Origin of the sequence: Marinobacter sp. UBA3604, assembly GCF_002375325.1 — a bacterium.
GTDB classification, from domain to species: domain Bacteria; phylum Pseudomonadota; class Gammaproteobacteria; order Pseudomonadales; family Oleiphilaceae; genus Marinobacter; species Marinobacter salarius.
In genome coordinates this window covers 76,319-93,097 of the sequence record NZ_DFMB01000021.1, presented here as the reverse complement: position 1 = coordinate 93,097, position 16,779 = coordinate 76,319, and the positions used below count along the sequence as shown (strand labels likewise).

11 protein-coding genes are annotated in these 16,779 nt (G+C 55.7%); 2 read left to right on the top strand and 9 right to left on the bottom strand.

From position 1 onward, the window contains the following. Positions 1-9: 9 nt before the first annotated feature. The 6 genes from odhB to sdhC all read right to left on the bottom strand — a co-directional run bounded on the left by odhB (position 10) and on the right by sdhC (position 7,637). Positions 10-1,260, bottom strand: coding sequence for a 2-oxoglutarate dehydrogenase complex dihydrolipoyllysine-residue succinyltransferase (gene odhB / locus B2590_RS06370; RefSeq protein ID WP_091642055.1), 1,251 nt, complete (start codon positions 1,258-1,260; stop codon positions 10-12). A gap of 25 nt (positions 1,261-1,285) precedes the next feature. Beyond that, on the bottom strand, positions 1,286-4,123 hold the full coding sequence (locus B2590_RS06365) for a 2-oxoglutarate dehydrogenase E1 component (protein ID WP_036208482.1): 2,838 nt from the start codon (positions 4,121-4,123) through the stop codon (positions 1,286-1,288). A gap of 307 nt (positions 4,124-4,430) precedes the next feature. Then, positions 4,431-5,135, bottom strand: a complete 705-nt coding sequence (locus tag B2590_RS06360) for a succinate dehydrogenase iron-sulfur subunit (protein WP_036208067.1) — start codon at positions 5,133-5,135, stop codon at positions 4,431-4,433. A gap of 13 nt (positions 5,136-5,148) precedes the next feature. Next, complete coding sequence (gene sdhA, locus B2590_RS06355) at positions 5,149-6,921, bottom strand: succinate dehydrogenase flavoprotein subunit (protein ID WP_075196838.1); 1,773 nt, start codon at positions 6,919-6,921, stop codon at positions 5,149-5,151. A gap of 3 nt (positions 6,922-6,924) precedes the next feature. Further along, positions 6,925-7,269, bottom strand: a complete 345-nt coding sequence (sdhD, locus tag B2590_RS06350; RefSeq protein ID WP_036208073.1) for a succinate dehydrogenase, hydrophobic membrane anchor protein — start codon at positions 7,267-7,269, stop codon at positions 6,925-6,927. Further along, positions 7,263-7,637, bottom strand: a complete 375-nt coding sequence (sdhC, locus tag B2590_RS06345; protein WP_036208076.1) for a succinate dehydrogenase, cytochrome b556 subunit — start codon at positions 7,635-7,637, stop codon at positions 7,263-7,265. The genes sdhD and sdhC overlap by 7 nt, the downstream gene beginning before the upstream one ends. Before the next feature lie 458 nt (positions 7,638-8,095). Here sdhC and gltA point away from each other — a divergent pair, with 458 nt between their 5' ends. Next, on the top strand, positions 8,096-9,370 hold the full coding sequence (gene gltA / locus B2590_RS06340; protein WP_036208079.1) for a citrate synthase: 1,275 nt from the start codon (positions 8,096-8,098) through the stop codon (positions 9,368-9,370). A 66-nt stretch (positions 9,371-9,436) separates the two neighbouring features. Beyond that, positions 9,437-10,363: an NAD(P)-dependent oxidoreductase gene (locus tag B2590_RS06335; protein WP_323808218.1), complete on the top strand. Its 927-nt coding sequence runs from the start codon at positions 9,437-9,439 to the stop codon at positions 10,361-10,363. A gap of 61 nt (positions 10,364-10,424) precedes the next feature. Here the strand turns inward: B2590_RS06335 and topA are convergent, their stop codons facing one another. The 3 genes from topA to fadB form a co-directional block, all read right to left on the bottom strand. Beyond that, positions 10,425-13,061, bottom strand: coding sequence for a type I DNA topoisomerase (topA, locus tag B2590_RS06330; protein WP_036208086.1), 2,637 nt, complete (start codon positions 13,059-13,061; stop codon positions 10,425-10,427). 247 nt (positions 13,062-13,308) lie between these two features. After that, positions 13,309-14,484: an acetyl-CoA C-acyltransferase FadA gene (gene fadA / locus B2590_RS06325; RefSeq protein WP_036208088.1), complete on the bottom strand. Its 1,176-nt coding sequence runs from the start codon at positions 14,482-14,484 to the stop codon at positions 13,309-13,311. Between the two features lie 33 nt (positions 14,485-14,517). Further along, the gene (fadB, locus tag B2590_RS06320) at positions 14,518-16,665 is read right to left on the bottom strand and encodes a fatty acid oxidation complex subunit alpha FadB (RefSeq protein WP_036208096.1); all 2,148 of its coding nucleotides are present in this window, start codon (positions 16,663-16,665) and stop codon (positions 14,518-14,520) included. Positions 16,666-16,779: the final 114 nt, after the last annotated feature.

The window sequence follows — 16,779 nt, the reverse complement described above, 5'->3', positions numbered from 1 at the left end:
AGTGTCAGCTCAGACGTCCAGCAGAATACGCGCTGGGTCTTCAAGCATTTCCTTGATAGCCACCAGGAACTGCACTGCTTCCTTGCCATCGATCATGCGGTGGTCGTAGGAAAGCGCCAGATACATCATCGGCTGAATCTCGACCTTGCCGTTCACTGCCATCGGACGCTCCTGGATCTTGTGCATACCCAGAATGGCCGTCTGTGGCGGGTTGAGGATCGGCGTGGAGATCAGTGAACCGAAGATACCACCGTTGGTGATGGTAAAGGTGCCACCGGTCATATCCTCGATACCGAGCTTGCCGTCTTTGGCCTTGGTTCCGTACTCGACGATTTTCTTCTCAATGTCGGCCAGGCCGAGCGCGTCGGTGTCACGAACCACAGGCACAACGAGGCCGCGATCACTTGACACAGCAATACCGATATCCTGGTAACCATGGTAAACCATGTCGTTACCGTCGATGGAGGCGTTAACCGCAGGGAAGCGTTTCAGCGCTTCGGTCGCTGCCTTGGTAAAGAAGGACATGAAACCGAGCTTGACCCCATGGCGCTTCTCGAAGCTTTCCTTGTATTGCTTGCGCAGCTCCATGACCGGCCCCATGTTCACTTCGTTGAACGTGGTGAGCATGGCCGCGGTCTGCTGAGCATTGACCAGTCGTTTCGCGATACTGGCACGCAGACGCGTCATGGGAACCCGCTTCTCCGGACGCTCGCCGGAACCAACATCCACCTGCGGCATATCGCCGGCCGGCTTCGATGCAGGAGTTGAAGAAGACCCTGAAGATTTACCAGCATCTATATGATTTTGAACATCTTCTTTTGTTACACGACCGTCTTTTCCGGTACCTTCGACGGCGTCCGGATCAACGCTATTCTCTTCCGCCAGCTTCCGCGCTGCCGGGCTGAGGATGGCTTCGCCAGATGACCTGGCTGGTGCTTCGGAGGACTTTTCCGAAGTCGCTTCGGGCTTACTTTCTTCTTTCTTGCTGTCATCTTTGGCTGCAGGCTTGGAATCACCAGCCGCGCCTTCCTTGAACTTACCGACGACTTCACCACTTTCTACTGTGTCGCCTTCGCCCTTGAGTACTTCCTCGATAACACCATCCGCCGGAGCTACCACCTCGAGTACGACCTTGTCGGTTTCAATATCGACAATCAGTTCGTCACGTGAACAGGCTTCGCCAGGCTGCTTATGCCAGGTCGCGACTGTCCCTTCTGCGACCGACTCTGGGAATACGGGGGCTTTTATTTCAGTTGACATCTCGGATCCTTAGTTCGGTAGCTCGTCAGATTTCAAACGCGTCGTTAACCAGTTTTTTCTGCTCTTCAATGTGAACCGACATATGGCCACAAGCCGGAGCAGCGGAGGCGTCACGACCGGCATACTGAAGATACAGCTTGGGATTATGACGATGCAGCGCATTACGCATATGATGCTGGCTGCAATACCAGGCCCCCTGGTTCATGGGCTCTTCCTGGCACCAGACCACGTGCTTGAGCTTGCTGTGCTGGCTCAGGAGCTCGTCCAGATCGTCACCCGGGAATGGGTATAGCTGTTCGATACGAACAATAGCAACGTCATCCCGCTCGTCCGCTTTCTTGCGCTCCAACAGGTCGAAGTAGACCTTACCGCTGCACAGAATCAGACGAGTGACCTTTTTCGGGTCGGAGGGTTCTTTCTCCGGCAGTACCGTCTTGAAGGTACCCGATGTCAGGTCGTCCAGTTCCGAGGTAGCTTCCTTATGACGCAACAGGCTCTTTGGCGTAATCGCAACCAAAGGTTTACGCAGCGGACGTTTGACCTGACGACGCAGCATGTGGAACACCTGGGATGGCGTGGTTGGCACGCAAACCTGGATGTTGTGTTCCGCGGACAACTGCAGGAAACGCTCCAGCCTTGCCGAACTGTGCTCCGGACCCTGGCCTTCATAGCCATGTGGCAACAGCAGCGTGAGGCCGCACAGACGCCCCCACTTGTGCTCACCACTGGTCAGGAACTGGTCAATCACCACCTGGGCGCCATTGGCGAAGTCACCAAACTGGGCTTCCCAGACCACAAGACCATTGGGTGCCGTGGTGGAATAACCATACTCGAACGCCATCACCGCCTCTTCTGAGAGCAGTGAGTCGTAGATTTCAAACTTCGGCTGGTTCTCGGCAATGTGCTCCAGCGCAATATGGTGGGCACCGTCCTTCTGGTTGTGCAGTACCGCATGGCGGTGAGAGAAGGTGCCGCGACCAACGTCCTGGCCGGTAATCCGGATGGGATGCCCTTCGTTCAGAAGCGTGGCGTAGGCCATCACTTCACCGTAGCCCCAGTTGATTGGTAGCGCGCCGGCGGTCATTTTTTCCCGGTCGCTGACAATCTTGGACACCTGGCGCTGAACACTGAAGCCTTCCGGCACGTGAGTCAGTTTCTTACCCAGTTTCTGGATCGTCTTGAGGGCGACACTGGATTTGCACTTGGCAGTCCACTCATGCCCCAGGTACGGCGTCCAGTCGACATACAGATCCTTGTTGGGCTCCTTGACCAGGGACTTGACCACGTGGTCGCCCTTATCCAACTCGTCCCGGTAGTCCAGTTCGATCTGTTTGGCTTCGTCCTCAGTGATCACACCGTCAGCAACAAGTTTTTCCGCATAGAGGTTGCGGGTGGTTGTCAGCTTGCGAATCTTTTCGTACATCACCGGCTGTGTTGCGGCCGGCTCATCTGCCTCATTGTGTCCGCGGCGGCGATAGCACACCAGATCGATCACCACATCGTTCTTGAACTCGTGGCGGTAATCCATGGCCATCTGGGTCACGAACATGACCGCCTCGGGATCGTCCGCGTTCACGTGCAGGATCGGGGCCTGAATCATCTTGGCCACATCGGTGCAGTATTCCGTGGAACGGGCATCTTCCTGCTTGCTGGTGGTAAAACCGACCTGGTTGTTGATGACGATATGAATAGTACCGCCAACACCATAGCCCCGGGTCTGGGACATCTGGAAGGTTTCCATAACCACACCCTGCCCGGCGAACGCTGCGTCACCGTGCATGATGATGGGCACACACTGGGTGCCGTTAGGGTCGTTGCGCCGGGTCTGGCGGGCACGGACTGAGCCTTCAACCACCGGAGACACGATCTCAAGGTGCGACGGGTTAAACGCCAGCGCAAGGTGGATTTCGCCACCTTCGGTCATCACGTTGGAAGAGAAACCCTGATGGTATTTAACGTCACCAGAACCGGAATCAGCGAGTTTCTTGCCTTCAAACTCGTCAAACAGTTCTTTCGGGTTCTTGCCGAGTGTATTAACCAGAACATTCAACCTGCCCCGGTGGGCCATGCCCAACACAATTTCCTTCGCGCCGTAGCTGCCTGCCCGCTGGATCAGCTCATCCAGACAGGGAATCAGGCTCTCGCCACCTTCAAGCCCAAACCGTTTTACGCCCGGATAGCGGGAACCCAGATACTTTTCGAGGCCTTCCGCTGCGGTTAACCGTTCCAGCAAATGCTTACGGGTTCCAGACTCGTAGTTGGGACGCGAGCGTACCGGCTCCATGCGTTGCTGGAACCAGCGTTTGATACGAGTGTCCACAACGTGCATATATTCCGCACCGATGCTTTCACAGTACGTCTGCCGAAGACCACCAACGATGTCCCGAAGCTTCATTGTCTCGGAGCCAAAGTTCAGCGAGCCGGTCTGAAACTCGAGGTCGTAGTCCGCTTCCGATAGTTCGTGAAAGGATGGATCGAGATCTTCAACCTGTGGACGGTTCCATACACCGAGGGGATCCAGCTTTGCTTCCTGGTGGCCACGAAAACGGAAGGCATTGATCAACTGGAGGACACGGATCTGCTTTTTGTCGGCATCAACCGTTGCACTGGCAGGCACGCCGCTGCTGGCTAGAAAGCGCTGGTTACGGGATATGTGTTCAAACTGCTGGCGGATGGACGAATGATCTATATCACGGCCTTTGTAGCCATCCACACTGGGAAGTTTATCGAAATAGCTGCGCCATTCTTCGGGAACGGCATTGGGGTCTGTCAGGTAGGTTTCGAAAAGCTGTTCAACATAGGCGAGATTCCCTCCTTGTAGGTGGGAAGTCTGCCACAACTGCTCCATTATGCTTTCGTGCATTTTGAATAGCTCACCTTGGGCTGGTGCGGGGAGCTGGCTATGGTCGGCCAGGGGTATATCTGAGTCAATACGGGTTTTTACGGGATCGACTTTGGCCACCACATCCAACAAGGATGTTTTCCGTTCCCCGGTGGTTATTATACTCAGCAATCCGTCAGGAACCTTTTAAGCTCCCGTGACGGCCTGCGTAGTGTGCACCCTGCTAAGACTTTTGACTATAAGCCTTTGGTTGAAGGGCCCGCGTCGTTGCGGGCCCTTCCGGGTGCGAGCCTTGTCAGCACAGTATAGCGTTTGTTTCAGATTCTGCTTACGTCGCCCGCTGAAGCAGAAGGTTCCGAATGTGGCCGATCGCCCGTGTTGGGTTAAGGCCTTTCGGACAAACGCTGACACAGTTCATGATGCCCCGACAGCGGAATACGCTGAACGGATCATCCAGATTGGCAAGACGCTCCTCCTGTGCAGTATCCCGGCTGTCGGCCAGGAACCGGTAGGCTTGCAGCAATCCGGCCGGGCCAACGAACTTGTCCGGATTCCACCAGAATGAGGGGCAAGCCGTGGAACAGCAGGCACAGAGAATACACTCGTACAGGCCGTCCAGCTTTTCCCGGTCTTCCGGTGACTGGTAACGCTCAATGGCGGGCGCCGGATTGTCGTTGACCAGGTACGGCATAACCTTCTCGTACTGCTTGTAGAACAGGCTCATGTCCACAACCAGGTCACGAATCACCGGCAGGCCCGGAAGTGGGCGAACAACCAGCTTGTTGTTCTTGAGCACTTCCGACAGCGGCGTGATGCAGGCAAGACCGTTCTTGCCATTCATGTTCATACCATCGGACCCACAGACGCCTTCCCGACAGGAACGGCGATAGGCCATTGAGGGGTCTTGCTCCTTGACCAGGTTAAGGACATCCAGAACCATCAGGTCCTTTCCTTCCGGTATATCCAGCTCTACGTCCTGCATATAGGGCGCATTGTCGGTTTCCGGGTTGTAGCGGTACAGGCTTACTAACATTGCACAATCCCCCTTAGTAAGTCCGGATCTTCGGCTGGAATGTATCCACCGTTTTCGGAGCGAAGTTTACATCACGCTTTCCAACACGCTTGTCCAGCGGGAAGTACAGCGAATGCTTCAGCCAGTTTTCATCATCACGCTCGGTAAAATCGTTACGGGCATGAGCACCGCGACTTTCCTTGCGCTCGTAGGCTGAAACAGCCGTTGCAAGTGCAACTTCATAAAGGTTATCAAGCTCAAGGGCTTCGATACGCGCGGTGTTGAAGGCATTGCTGGTATCCGCGAGCCTGGTATTGCGTACGCGCTTACCAATCGCTTCCAGCTTCTCAAGACCTTCTTCCATGCTCTTGCCGTCACGGAACACACCGAAGTAAAGCTGCATGCAGTTCTGCAGATCCTTGCGCACTTCGGCAACGCTCTCGCCTTCCGAGGCGCTGTTCAGGCGATCAAGGCGCGCCATCGCGTTCTTGATGTCTTCCTCACTGGCGCCGTCCACCTCAAAGCCGCCGCGAAGCTGCTCTTCAATGTGCAAGCCAGCGGCACGGCCGAAGACGACCAGATCCAGCAGGGAGTTACCGCCAAGACGGTTGGCACCATGAACGGACACACAAGCTGCTTCACCGCAGGCAAACAACCCGGGAATGGGCGTGTCGTTACCGCTCTCATCCTGAGTCAGGGCCTGACCACCTACGTTGGTGGGAATCCCGCCCATCATGTAGTGACAGGTTGGCACAACCGGCACCGGCTCTTTAACCGGGTCCACGTGCGCAAAGGTGCGTGAAAGCTCACAAATACCCGGCAGGCGCAGGTTCAGTGTTTCTTCACCAAGGTGGTCCAGCTTCAATAGAACGTGATCCTTGTCCGGACCGCATCCACGGCCTTCCAGGATCTCAATCACCATGGAGCGGGCAACCACGTCGCGACCAGCCAGGTCTTTGGCGTTCGGAGCGTAACGCTCCATGAAACGTTCACCCTCGGAATTGATCAGATAACCGCCCTCACCTCGACAACCTTCTGTTACCAGAGTACCGGCGCCATGAATGCCCGTGGGGTGGAACTGCCACATCTCCATGTCCTGCATCGGGAAACCGGCACGGAGCGCCATACCAATACCGTCGCCGGTATTGATCAGGGCGTTGGTGGTGGAGGCGTAGATACGACCTGCACCGCCAGTGGCAAGAACGGTTGCCTTGGACTTGATGTAAGCCACTTCGCCAGTCTCGATTTCGATGGCGACGACACCAACCACTTCGTTTTTACTGTTCTTCACCAGATCAACGGCGTACCACTCGTTCAGGAAGGTGGTTCCGCCCTTGAGGTTCGCCTGATAGAGCGTGTGCAGGAGCGCGTGACCGGTACGGTCCGCAGCAGCACAGGTACGCGCCGCCTGGGCAGGATTGTCCGGCCCCTTGGACTGACCACCAAACGGACGCTGATAAATACGGCCCTGCTCGGTACGGGAGAACGGCAGCCCCATGTGTTCCAGCTCGAACACAGCCTGCGGGCCCACGGAACACATGTACTCAATCGCGTCCTGGTCACCGATATAGTCGGAACCCTTGACGGTGTCGTACATGTGCCAGCGCCAGTCATCATTGGGGTCGGCACTGGCGATGGCGCAGGTAATACCGCCCTGGGCAGATACAGTGTGGGAACGGGTCGGAAATACCTTGGTGATACATGCGGTATTGACGCCGGATTCTGTCAACTGAAGGGCGGCACGCATACCGGCACCGCCGCCACCGATAACAATCGCGTCATAAGACATGGTCTTGATATTAGCCATTAATTAAAGCCCCCAAAGAATCTGAATGCCCCAGACCAAATACACGAACATGGCCAGACCGCAAAGTGCCTGTACCAGGAAGCGCGGCAGGGTCGCCTTGATGTAATCCGTTGTCACTGTCCAGAGCCCAACCCAGGCGTGCGCGCCGATTGAGAGCAGTGCAAGCAGGGTGAAGATGCGGAACCAGGTCTGGTCGAAAAGCGCCGACCAGCTGTCGTAATTAACGTCAGTGGTCAGGATGAACCCGAAAAGAAAAACTGTATACAGAGCAAGCACGTAGGCGGTAACACGCTGGATCATCCAGTCGAAAACACCGCTACGCCCGAGATTCGTGACGCTGTTTACCATACCCAGACTCCTGCCAGAAGGATGAGAATAACGGAGATGACGACTGTGGCTTTCGCCGCGAGCCGGCCACTTTCCAGCTCTTCGCCGATGCCCATATCCATCAGCAGGTGCTTGATACCCGCAACCAGGTGGTACAGCAAGGCAGACAGAATGCCCCAGGTAATCAGCTTCGCAAGGAAGCTGTCCAGCAAGCCACTAACCCGACTGAAGCCTTCTTCCCCGGAAAGGGAAAGCTGAAGCCCGTACAACATGAAAGCAACACCCACAAAAATGATGATGCCACTGACGCGATGCAGTATGGACGTGATGGCTGGCAGCGGAAAATGAAACTTGCCGAGATCGAGATTTACTGGTCGTTTGCTATTCACAGCGCTCTCACACTCTCTCTTGGTTCCGCGGGGCCGGAAAAAACCGGATGCGGATGGTTGGTATGTAAGGATCGGTATGCTGAACGGATCCGGCACACGATATGTTCAGGAGGGAGAAAAACCGGCATGCGCTCTTTTGATATCTGACGCTGCGGCCTGTTATATCCCCGATTCCGGGCTACGGATTATAAGGAGTACCCTTTTCAATTACAAACGCGCAACTCTGTCAGGGCCCGTTAAATCAGGCCCTGGGACTCGCTATAAAGAGGATTGACAAAATCAATTAAACCTCGAAAGCAGCCGTATTCCGGATTTCCCTGATTTACAGCAGGCGTCAAATAATGGGTTTTATTGCCTCTTCCATTGACAAAAAAAGCCAACGCCCTATATTTTGCCGCCAGTTTTGCGATAATACGCGCCTTCTAGCGCTTCCAAATGCTGATAAATAGGAGAGCACCATGACCGACAGGAAAGCCACGCTTTCGGTGGGTGACAAGTCCATTGAGCTACCGGTTTACTCAGGCACCGTCGGCCCTGACGTCATTGACGTGAGAAGCCTCGTCCAGGAAGGCGTCTTTACGTACGACCCTGGATTTGTATCCACCGCAGCCTGCGAATCCCAGATCACCTACATCGACGGAGCCAAGGGCGTTCTCCTGCACCGAGGCTACCCAATCGAGGAATTGGCAGAAAACTCCGACTACCTGGAAGTCTGCTACCTCCTGCTTAACGGCGAGCTTCCGACAGCGGAAGAGAACAAGCGCTTCCACGACACCATCAAAAACCACACGATGTTGCACGACCAGATGCGCAACTTCTTCCAGGGTTTCCGCCGTGATGCGCATCCGATGGCCATTATGTGCGGCGTCGTTGGAGCCCTGTCGGCTTTCTATCACGACCAGATGGATGTCACCAACGTCGAGCAGCGTGAAATCACTGCTCACCGACTGATCGCCAAAATGCCGACCATTGCGGCCTGGTGTTACAAGTACAGCATTGGTCAGCCGTTCATGTATCCCCGCAACGACCTGACCTATTCTGAGAATTTCCTGCAGATGATGTTTGGTGTTCCCTGTGAGGAATACAAGCCAAACCCGATCCTCGCCAAGGCGATGGACAAGATTTTCATCCTGCATGCCGATCACGAACAAAACGCGTCCACCTCAACCGTTCGCCTGGCCGGCTCAACCGGCGCCAACCCCTACGCGTGTATTGCCTCCGGTATTGCAGCGCTGTGGGGCCCTGCACACGGCGGCGCCAACGAAGCAGTTCTGGACATGCTCGCGGAAATCGGGGACGAGTCCAACATCGAGAAATTCATCGCCAAGGCGAAGGACAAGGACGACCCATTCCGCCTGATGGGCTTTGGTCACCGGGTCTACAAGAACTTTGACCCGCGCGCCAAGGTAATGGCCGAAACTGCGCATGAAGTTCTGACTGAGCTCGGCCTGGAGAACGACCCTCTCCTGAAGATCGCACAGCGTCTCGAGAAGATTGCCCTTGAAGACGAGTATTTCGTCCAGCGCAAACTCTACCCGAACGTGGACTTCTACTCCGGCCTGATCCTCAAGGCCATCGGCATTCCGACGTCCATGTTTACGGTTATATTCGCCCTTTCGCGGACCATTGGCTGGTTCTCACACTGGAACGAAATGGTCAGCGGCGACTACCGCATTGGCCGGCCGCGACAGCTCTACACAGGCTCCGAAGCAAGAAGCTACCCCAAGAAGTAGCTCCCGGATAGCCGAAATCGAAAGGCCGCTGCATCAGCGGCCTTTTTTGTGCCCTCACATTCTGCAATGATTGATGCCTACTTCGCGCTAACACCAACCACGTCTGGAGAAACAGTGATGAACGTAACTGCCGCATTTATCGGTCTCGGCGTAATGGGCTATCCAATGGCCGGCCACCTGGCAAACGCCGGCCTTACAGTCCAGGTATGGAACCGCACTCACGCCAAAGCAGAGAGCTGGGCGAGCCAGTATAAAGGCAAGGCCTGCGACTCTATCGCCGCCGCCGTTGCTGACGCAGACTTCGTATTTACCTGTGTGGGTGCCGATGTAGATCTGGAAAAAGTCTATGAAGGCCCTGAGGGCATCATTGCCAACGCCAAGCCCGGCGCCGTGCTGGTCGACCATACAACTGCTTCGGCAGGCATTGCAGAGCAACTGGGCCAGCTTGCCAGCGCCCGCAACCTTGAGTTCATTGACGCCCCGGTATCCGGTGGCCAGCAGGGTGCGGAAAACGGCCAGCTTACCATTATGTGTGGTGGGGAGGCCGACCCTTTTTCGCAAGCGAAACCGCTGATGGAGCATTACGCCAAAGCCCTGAACCACATGGGACCGATCGGCAGCGGCCAGAAGACGAAGATGGTCAACCAGATCGCCATCGCCGGACTGGTTCAGGGCCTCTCGGAAGCCCTTCACTTTGCCGAACAGGCGGAACTGGATGTCCGCAAGGTCGTCGACGTGATCTCAAAAGGAGCAGCTCAATCGTGGCAGATGGAAAATCGCTCAGGCACCATGATTGATGGGGAGTTCGAGCACGGCTTCGCTGTCAACTGGATGCGCAAGGATCTGGCAATCTGCCTCGAAGAGGCGCGAAAAAACGGCTCAAGGATTCCGGTCGCCGCACTCGTTGACCAGTTCTATGGAGATGTTCAGCAGATGGGGGGAAGCCGCTGGGATACGTCTTCACTGATACAACGGCTGCGCAAGAAACCCTGAGGTTCGCTTTCAAACAACTGGCAGGATAGGTGTCGAGCCCAACCTGCCAGTCATCCTATAGTCACTTCTCTTTCGGCTGCCATTTGCCGTTCACAAACCACGCAGACCAGCCTGTCGCTTTGCCGTCCTTTTCCGACATCACATACTGCTCCTTGCTCTTCCGGCTGTAACGGATAACCGTCGGATTACCTTCCGGGTCACGCTCCGGAGCATCCATCAAGTAACCGTACTTGGGATCAATTTCCTTGCGGTGAGGTTTGATCTCCATAACCAGCGGCGGACGCGTCTCCCGATTCTTGGGAAACTTGCTGGCAGCCAGGAACAATCCGGAAGCGCCATCACGCAGCACATAGGTGTCTTCAACCTTCTGGCACTGCAGCTCAGGCATCGGCACCGGATCCATCTTGGGAGGCGCAGGCTCGCCGCTTTTCAGCAGCTTGCGTGTGTTCTTGCATTCGGTGTTGGTACAGCCGAAGTATTTCCCAAAACGCCCGGTTTTAAGCTGCATTTCGGAGCCGCACTTGTCGCACTCCAGGGTTGGACCTTCATAACCCTTGATTCGGAACGTACCCTTCTCCACTTCATAGCCGGAACAATCCGGGTTGTTACCGCACACATGGAGTTTGCGACCTTCGTCCACCAGGTAACTGTCCATGGCCGTTCCGCATTTCGGGCAACGCCGCTTCTTTCGGAGCAGACGGGTTTCACCTTCGCCATCGACATCTTCGTCCGCGCTGACAACCTCGTCACCGGACACCAGGTTGATGGTCGTTTTGCACCGTTCTTTAGGCGGCAGGGAGTACCCTGAGCATCCCAGGAAAACGCCGGTACTGGCCACGCGAATCTGCATGGGGCGACTGCAAGTCGGGCACGGAATGTCGGTCTCGGTCGGGGTATTCGCCCGCATGCTTCCGTCTTCGCCACTCTCGGCGGTTTCCAGTTGCTGACGGAAACGACCATAGAAATCATTGAGCACCTTTTTCCAGTCCACCTCGCCACCGGCGATGTCATCCAGCTCACCTTCCATTTTGGCGGTGAAGTCAAAGTCCATCAGGTTCGGAAAGGATTCCGACAACCGTTCGGTGACGATCTCGCCCATTTTTTCAGCGTAGAAGCGGCGATTCTGCAAACGGACGTAGCCGCGATCCTGAATGGTGGAGATAATCGATGCGTAGGTGGATGGCCGCCCAATACCCTGCTTCTCCAGCTCCTTGACCAGGCTCGCCTCGGTATAGCGCGGCGACGGCTTGGTGAAATGCTGGCTGGGATCGAGCTTCTTCAGTGTCAGGGTTTCGTCAACCTTGATGTCAGGAAGCGCGATATCTTCATCTTTCTTGGCCGACTGGGGCGCCACTTTGAGGAAACCCTCGAACTTGATGATCCGCCCCCGCGTACGAAGCTCGTAATCACCGTTGGCAACCACAATGGACGTGCTCAGAAATTCAGCATCAGCCATCTGGCAGGCAATAAACTGGCGCCAGATCAGGTCGTAGAGCTTCTCAGCATCTTTCTCCAGGCCGCTTATATCGGCCGGCCTACGACTAACATCGGTCGGACGGATGGCCTCGTGGGCCTCCTGGGCGCCCTCTTTGCTACCGTATACCCTTGGCTTCTCCGGCAGGAATTTATCACCGAACTGCTTTTTGACAAATTCGCGGCAACCGCTCACGGCGTCCTGGCTCAGGTTGGTCGAGTCGGTACGCATGTAGGTAATGAAGCCGGCTTCATAGAGGCGCTGGGCCAGCATCATGGTTTTCTTGACGCTGAACCCCATCCGGTTGCTGGCCGCCTGCTGCAGCGTGGACGTAATAAAGGGGGCGGAGGGACGTGAGCGTGTCGGCTTGTCCTCTCGTTTGGCCACCTTGAACGTGCCATCTTTCAGGCGGTCAACATGTTCGACACTCTGTTTCTCACTGACTGGACGATAGGCTTTATCGTCGTACCGGGTCACTTCAAAACGAACGGGCTGCTCGGCCTGCTTCGAAGCCAGGTCAGCATGCAACTGCCAAAACTCTTCGGGAATGAACTTGCGGATTTCCCGTTCGCGTTCGACGATAAGCCGGACCGCAACCGACTGAACCCGACCGGCCGAAAGGCCGCGTGCTATCTTTGCCCACAGCAATGGCGATACCATATAGCCGACGACCCGGTCGAGGAATCGACGCGCCTGCTGCGCGTTAACGCGGTTGTTATCGAGATTCCCCGGATCCTTGAAGGCCTCCTGGATGGCACGCTTGGTGATCTCATTGAACACCACGCGGCGATACTTTTCCGGCTCACCACCAATGGTTTGCTGGAGGTGCCAGGCGATCGCCTCCCCTTCACGGTCCAAATCCGTCGCGAGATAGATATGATCGGCGGACTTTGCCAACCGTTTGAGTTCGCTGACAACCTTTTCCTTGCCGGGCAGTATCTCGTATCGGGCGCTCCAGTCCTGGTCAGGATCCACCCCCATGCGGGCAACCAGTTGCTCCCTGGACTTCCGTTTCTTGTGAACCACCTTCTCTTCCGGGCTCATCTTGCGGGTCAACGCGGCCTGCCTGGCACGTTCTTTCGGATCTGACGTTGAGCCGCTACCGCTGACCGGAAGGTCGCGAATGTGCCCGACGCTGGACTTCACAATGAAGTCGGACCCCAGGTATTTGTTGATGGTCTTCGCTTTCGCTGGCGACTCGACAATAACGAGGCTTTTACCCATATCGGAGATCTGTGTCCTTGGCGATAATCGGTTAAAAAATCAGCAAACCGGAAACTCGCTGTAAAATCAGTCGGCTAGAAAACAGTCCATAGCCGCCACAAGTGTATAGGTGCATTGTTTTACAGGGTCAAGAAAAGCAAGACAACCCATTCTTTTATTTCCAGGCGCCTTTTTCTCCAGTCAGAGACAGGAAAGCCCGGCGTTTGCCGGGCCTCCTGAGACAGCGTTACTGATTCTGCTCAATGAATCAGAGACGCTCCCATACCGTTGCAATGCCCTGCCCCAGGCCGATACACATGGTGGAAACACCAAGCTTACCGCCTTTGGCCTGCATGACATTCAGCAGGGTTGTAGAGATACGTGCACCGGAACAACCCAGCGGATGCCCAAGGGCAATCGCGCCACCATTCAGGTTTACTTTCTCTTCCATTACACCCAACAGCTTCAGGTCTTTCAGGACCGGCAGGGACTGACCCGCAAAGGCTTCGTTCAGTTCCCAGAAGTCGATATCTTCGACTTTCAGGCCTGCGCGCTTCAACGCCTTCTTGGTGGCCGGAACCGGGCCGTAACCCATGATCGCGGGATCACAACCGGCAACAGCCATGCTGCGAATCCTGGCAACCGGCTTCAGGCCCAAAGCTTCAGCACGCTCTGCGGACATCAGCACCATGGCTGCGGCACCGTCAGTCAGCTGCGAGGACGTACCTGCAGTCACTGTACCGTTTTTCGGATCGAACGCTGGCTTCAGCTGACCCAGCGATTCAGCGGTGGTTTCGGGACGAATGGTCTCGTCTTCCTCGATCAGCACTTTAAAGCCGTTCTCGTCATGACCTTCAATCGGAACGATTTCGTTCTTGAAGCGGCCTTCCTGAGTGGCTTCATGCGCCAGGCGATGTGAACGTGCGCCAAACTCGTCCTGCTGCTCACGGGTGATGCCGTGCATCTTGGCGAGCATTTCTGCGGTCAGGCCCATCATATTGGACGCTTTGGCAGAGTACTTGGACGCAGCCGGGTTGTGGTCAAAACCGTCGGTCATGGGAATGTGACCCATGTGCTCAACACCACCCACGAAGAACACATCGCCGTTGCCAGTCTGGATCGCCTGGGCGGCGGTGTGGATCGCGCTCATGGCAGAACCACACAGACGGTTCACGGTCTGCGCAGCAGACTCATGAGGGATGCGGGTCAGCAATGAAATCTGACGCGCCACGTTGAAGCCCTGCTCTTTGGTCTGGTTTACACAGCCCCAGATCACATCTTCAACTTCTTTCGGGTCGAGCTTCGGGTTGCGCTCAAACAGTGCTTCGATAAGCGCAGCCGACAGGGTCTCCGCACGAACATTGCGGAAGCAGCCGTTTTTGGCACGCCCCATCGGAGTCCGCACGCAATCGACGACGACAACGTCTCTCGGATTAAGGCTCATAGATCTTTCTCCGTTCGGAAATCTCGTTCAGGGTTAGCCAAAGAACTTTTCGCCAGTCTTGGCCATTTCACGCAGCTTCTCGGTCGGATGGTACAGGGGACCAAGATCTGCAAACTTGTCTGCCAGCTCGACGAACTTGTCGACACCCATGTCGTCGATATAACGCAGGGCGCCACCACGGAACGGCGGGAAGCCGATACCGAAAATCAGGCCCATATCGGCGTCTGCCGGGTCTTCAACAATGCCGTCTTCCAGGCAGCGAACGGTTTCGAGGCACAGAGGCAGCATCATACGTGCGATGATGTCCTCGTCGCTGAAATCGTTCTTACCCTGAACAACCGGCTCAAGCAGCTTGTAGGTTTCTTCGTCGACAACCTTCTTCTGCTTGCCCTTGCGGTCCAGTTCGTACTTATAGAAGCCCTTGTCGTTCTTCTGTCCGTAACGGTTGTTATCGAACATCACGTCAATGGCGGTAGTACCTTCGTGCTTCATGCGGTCCGGGAAGCCGTCAGCCATGACTTCGCCAGCGTGCTTGCCGGTGTCCATGCCAACCACGTCCAGCAGATAGGCAGGGCCCATCGGCCAACCGAACTTCTCCATGACCTTGTCGACGTGCTGGAAATCCGCGCCGTCACGTACCAGGTTCACAAAACCACCGAAGTACGGGAACAGCACACGGTTGACCAAGAAGCCTGGGCAATCGTTGACCACAATCGGGGTCTTACCCATGGCCTTGGCGTAGGCCACTGTGGTGGCAATAGCCTTGTCACTGGTCTTCTCACCACGGATAACCTCAACCAGGGGCATCATGTGCACCGGGTTAAAGAAGTGCATGCCGCAGAAGTTTTCCGGACGCTTCAGGTTCTTGGCCAGAAGATCGATGGAAATGGTGGAGGTATTGGACGTCAGGATCGCGTCTTCACGAACATTGTCTTCGGTCTCACGCAGAACAGCGTCTTTAACCTTCGGGTTCTCAACAACGGCCTCAACAACCAAATCGACGTTCTTGAAGTCGCCGTAGTTGAGTGTCGGCGTGATGCTGTTCAGAACGTCAGCCATCTTGCTGGCGTCCATTTTACCCTTGTCAACGCGCTTGGAAAGAAGCTTCTTGGCCTCTTTAAGACCCAGAGCGATGCCTTCCTGGGCGATGTCCTTCATGATGATGGGCGTACCCTTCAATGCGGACTGGTAAGCCACACCGCCACCCATGATGCCAGCGCCCAGAACGGCCGCCAGTTTCACGTCATTGGCTTCCTTCTCCCAGGCCTTGGCCTTTTTCTTCAGCTCCTGGTCGTTCAGGAACAGGCCAACCAGGCAGGCTGCCACGTTGGTTTTGGCCATCTTGGCGAAGCCTTTAGCCTCAACCTCGATCGCTTTGTCACGGGTAAGGCCGGCATGCTTCTGCATGACCTTGATCGCCTCGACCGGTGCCGGATAGTTCTTGCCAGCCTGGCCGGCAACGTACGCCTTGGAGATCTCGAAAGCCATCATGCTTTCCATGGCGTTCAGCTTGATCTTGCCCTTCTTCTCTTCACGACGCGCCTGGTAATCCAGCTTGCCGTCGTTGCACTGGTTGATAATGCTGATGGCCGCATCTACCAGCTTCTCACCCTCAAGTACGGCATCAACTGCACCGACTTTAAGGGCTTTGTCGGCACGGTTCTCAGTGCCGCCGCAGATCCATTCAACCGCGTAGTCAACACCGACCAGACGGGACAGACGCACAGTGCCACCGAAACCTGGGAAAATGCCCAGCTTTACTTCCGGAAGACCTACTTTGGCCTTCTTGTCCATCACCCGGTAGTCCGTGGCAAGACACATTTCAAAGCCGCCACCCAACGCCATACCGTTGATCGCCGTTACGGTGGGGAAAGGCAGATCTTCAATCGCGCTGAATACTTCATTGGCCTTGAGGTTGTTGGCAACGAGGTCTTCTTCCGGCCCGGCAAACAGGTCGGTGAATTCCGTAATGTCGGCGCCAACAATAAAGCTGTCCTTGGAACTGGTCACAACCAGGCCTTTCAGGCCCTTCTGCGCTTCCAGTTTGTCAGTCGCGGCGCGGAGCTCTTCAATCGTGAGACGGTTGAACTTGTTCACTGACTCGCCCTGCAAGTCAAAGTTCAACTGAGCGATCCCGCCTTCGATCTCTTTAACCGTGATGGCTTTACCTTCGTAAATCATCAACTGATCTCCAGTCTGTGTTTGGAACTGCTGAAACAGCCGCACAAGCGCTTCGCAAGACGACCGCTGATGCAGCGAGATTTCGGTCACTGTTTTCAATCAATACCCGATCAA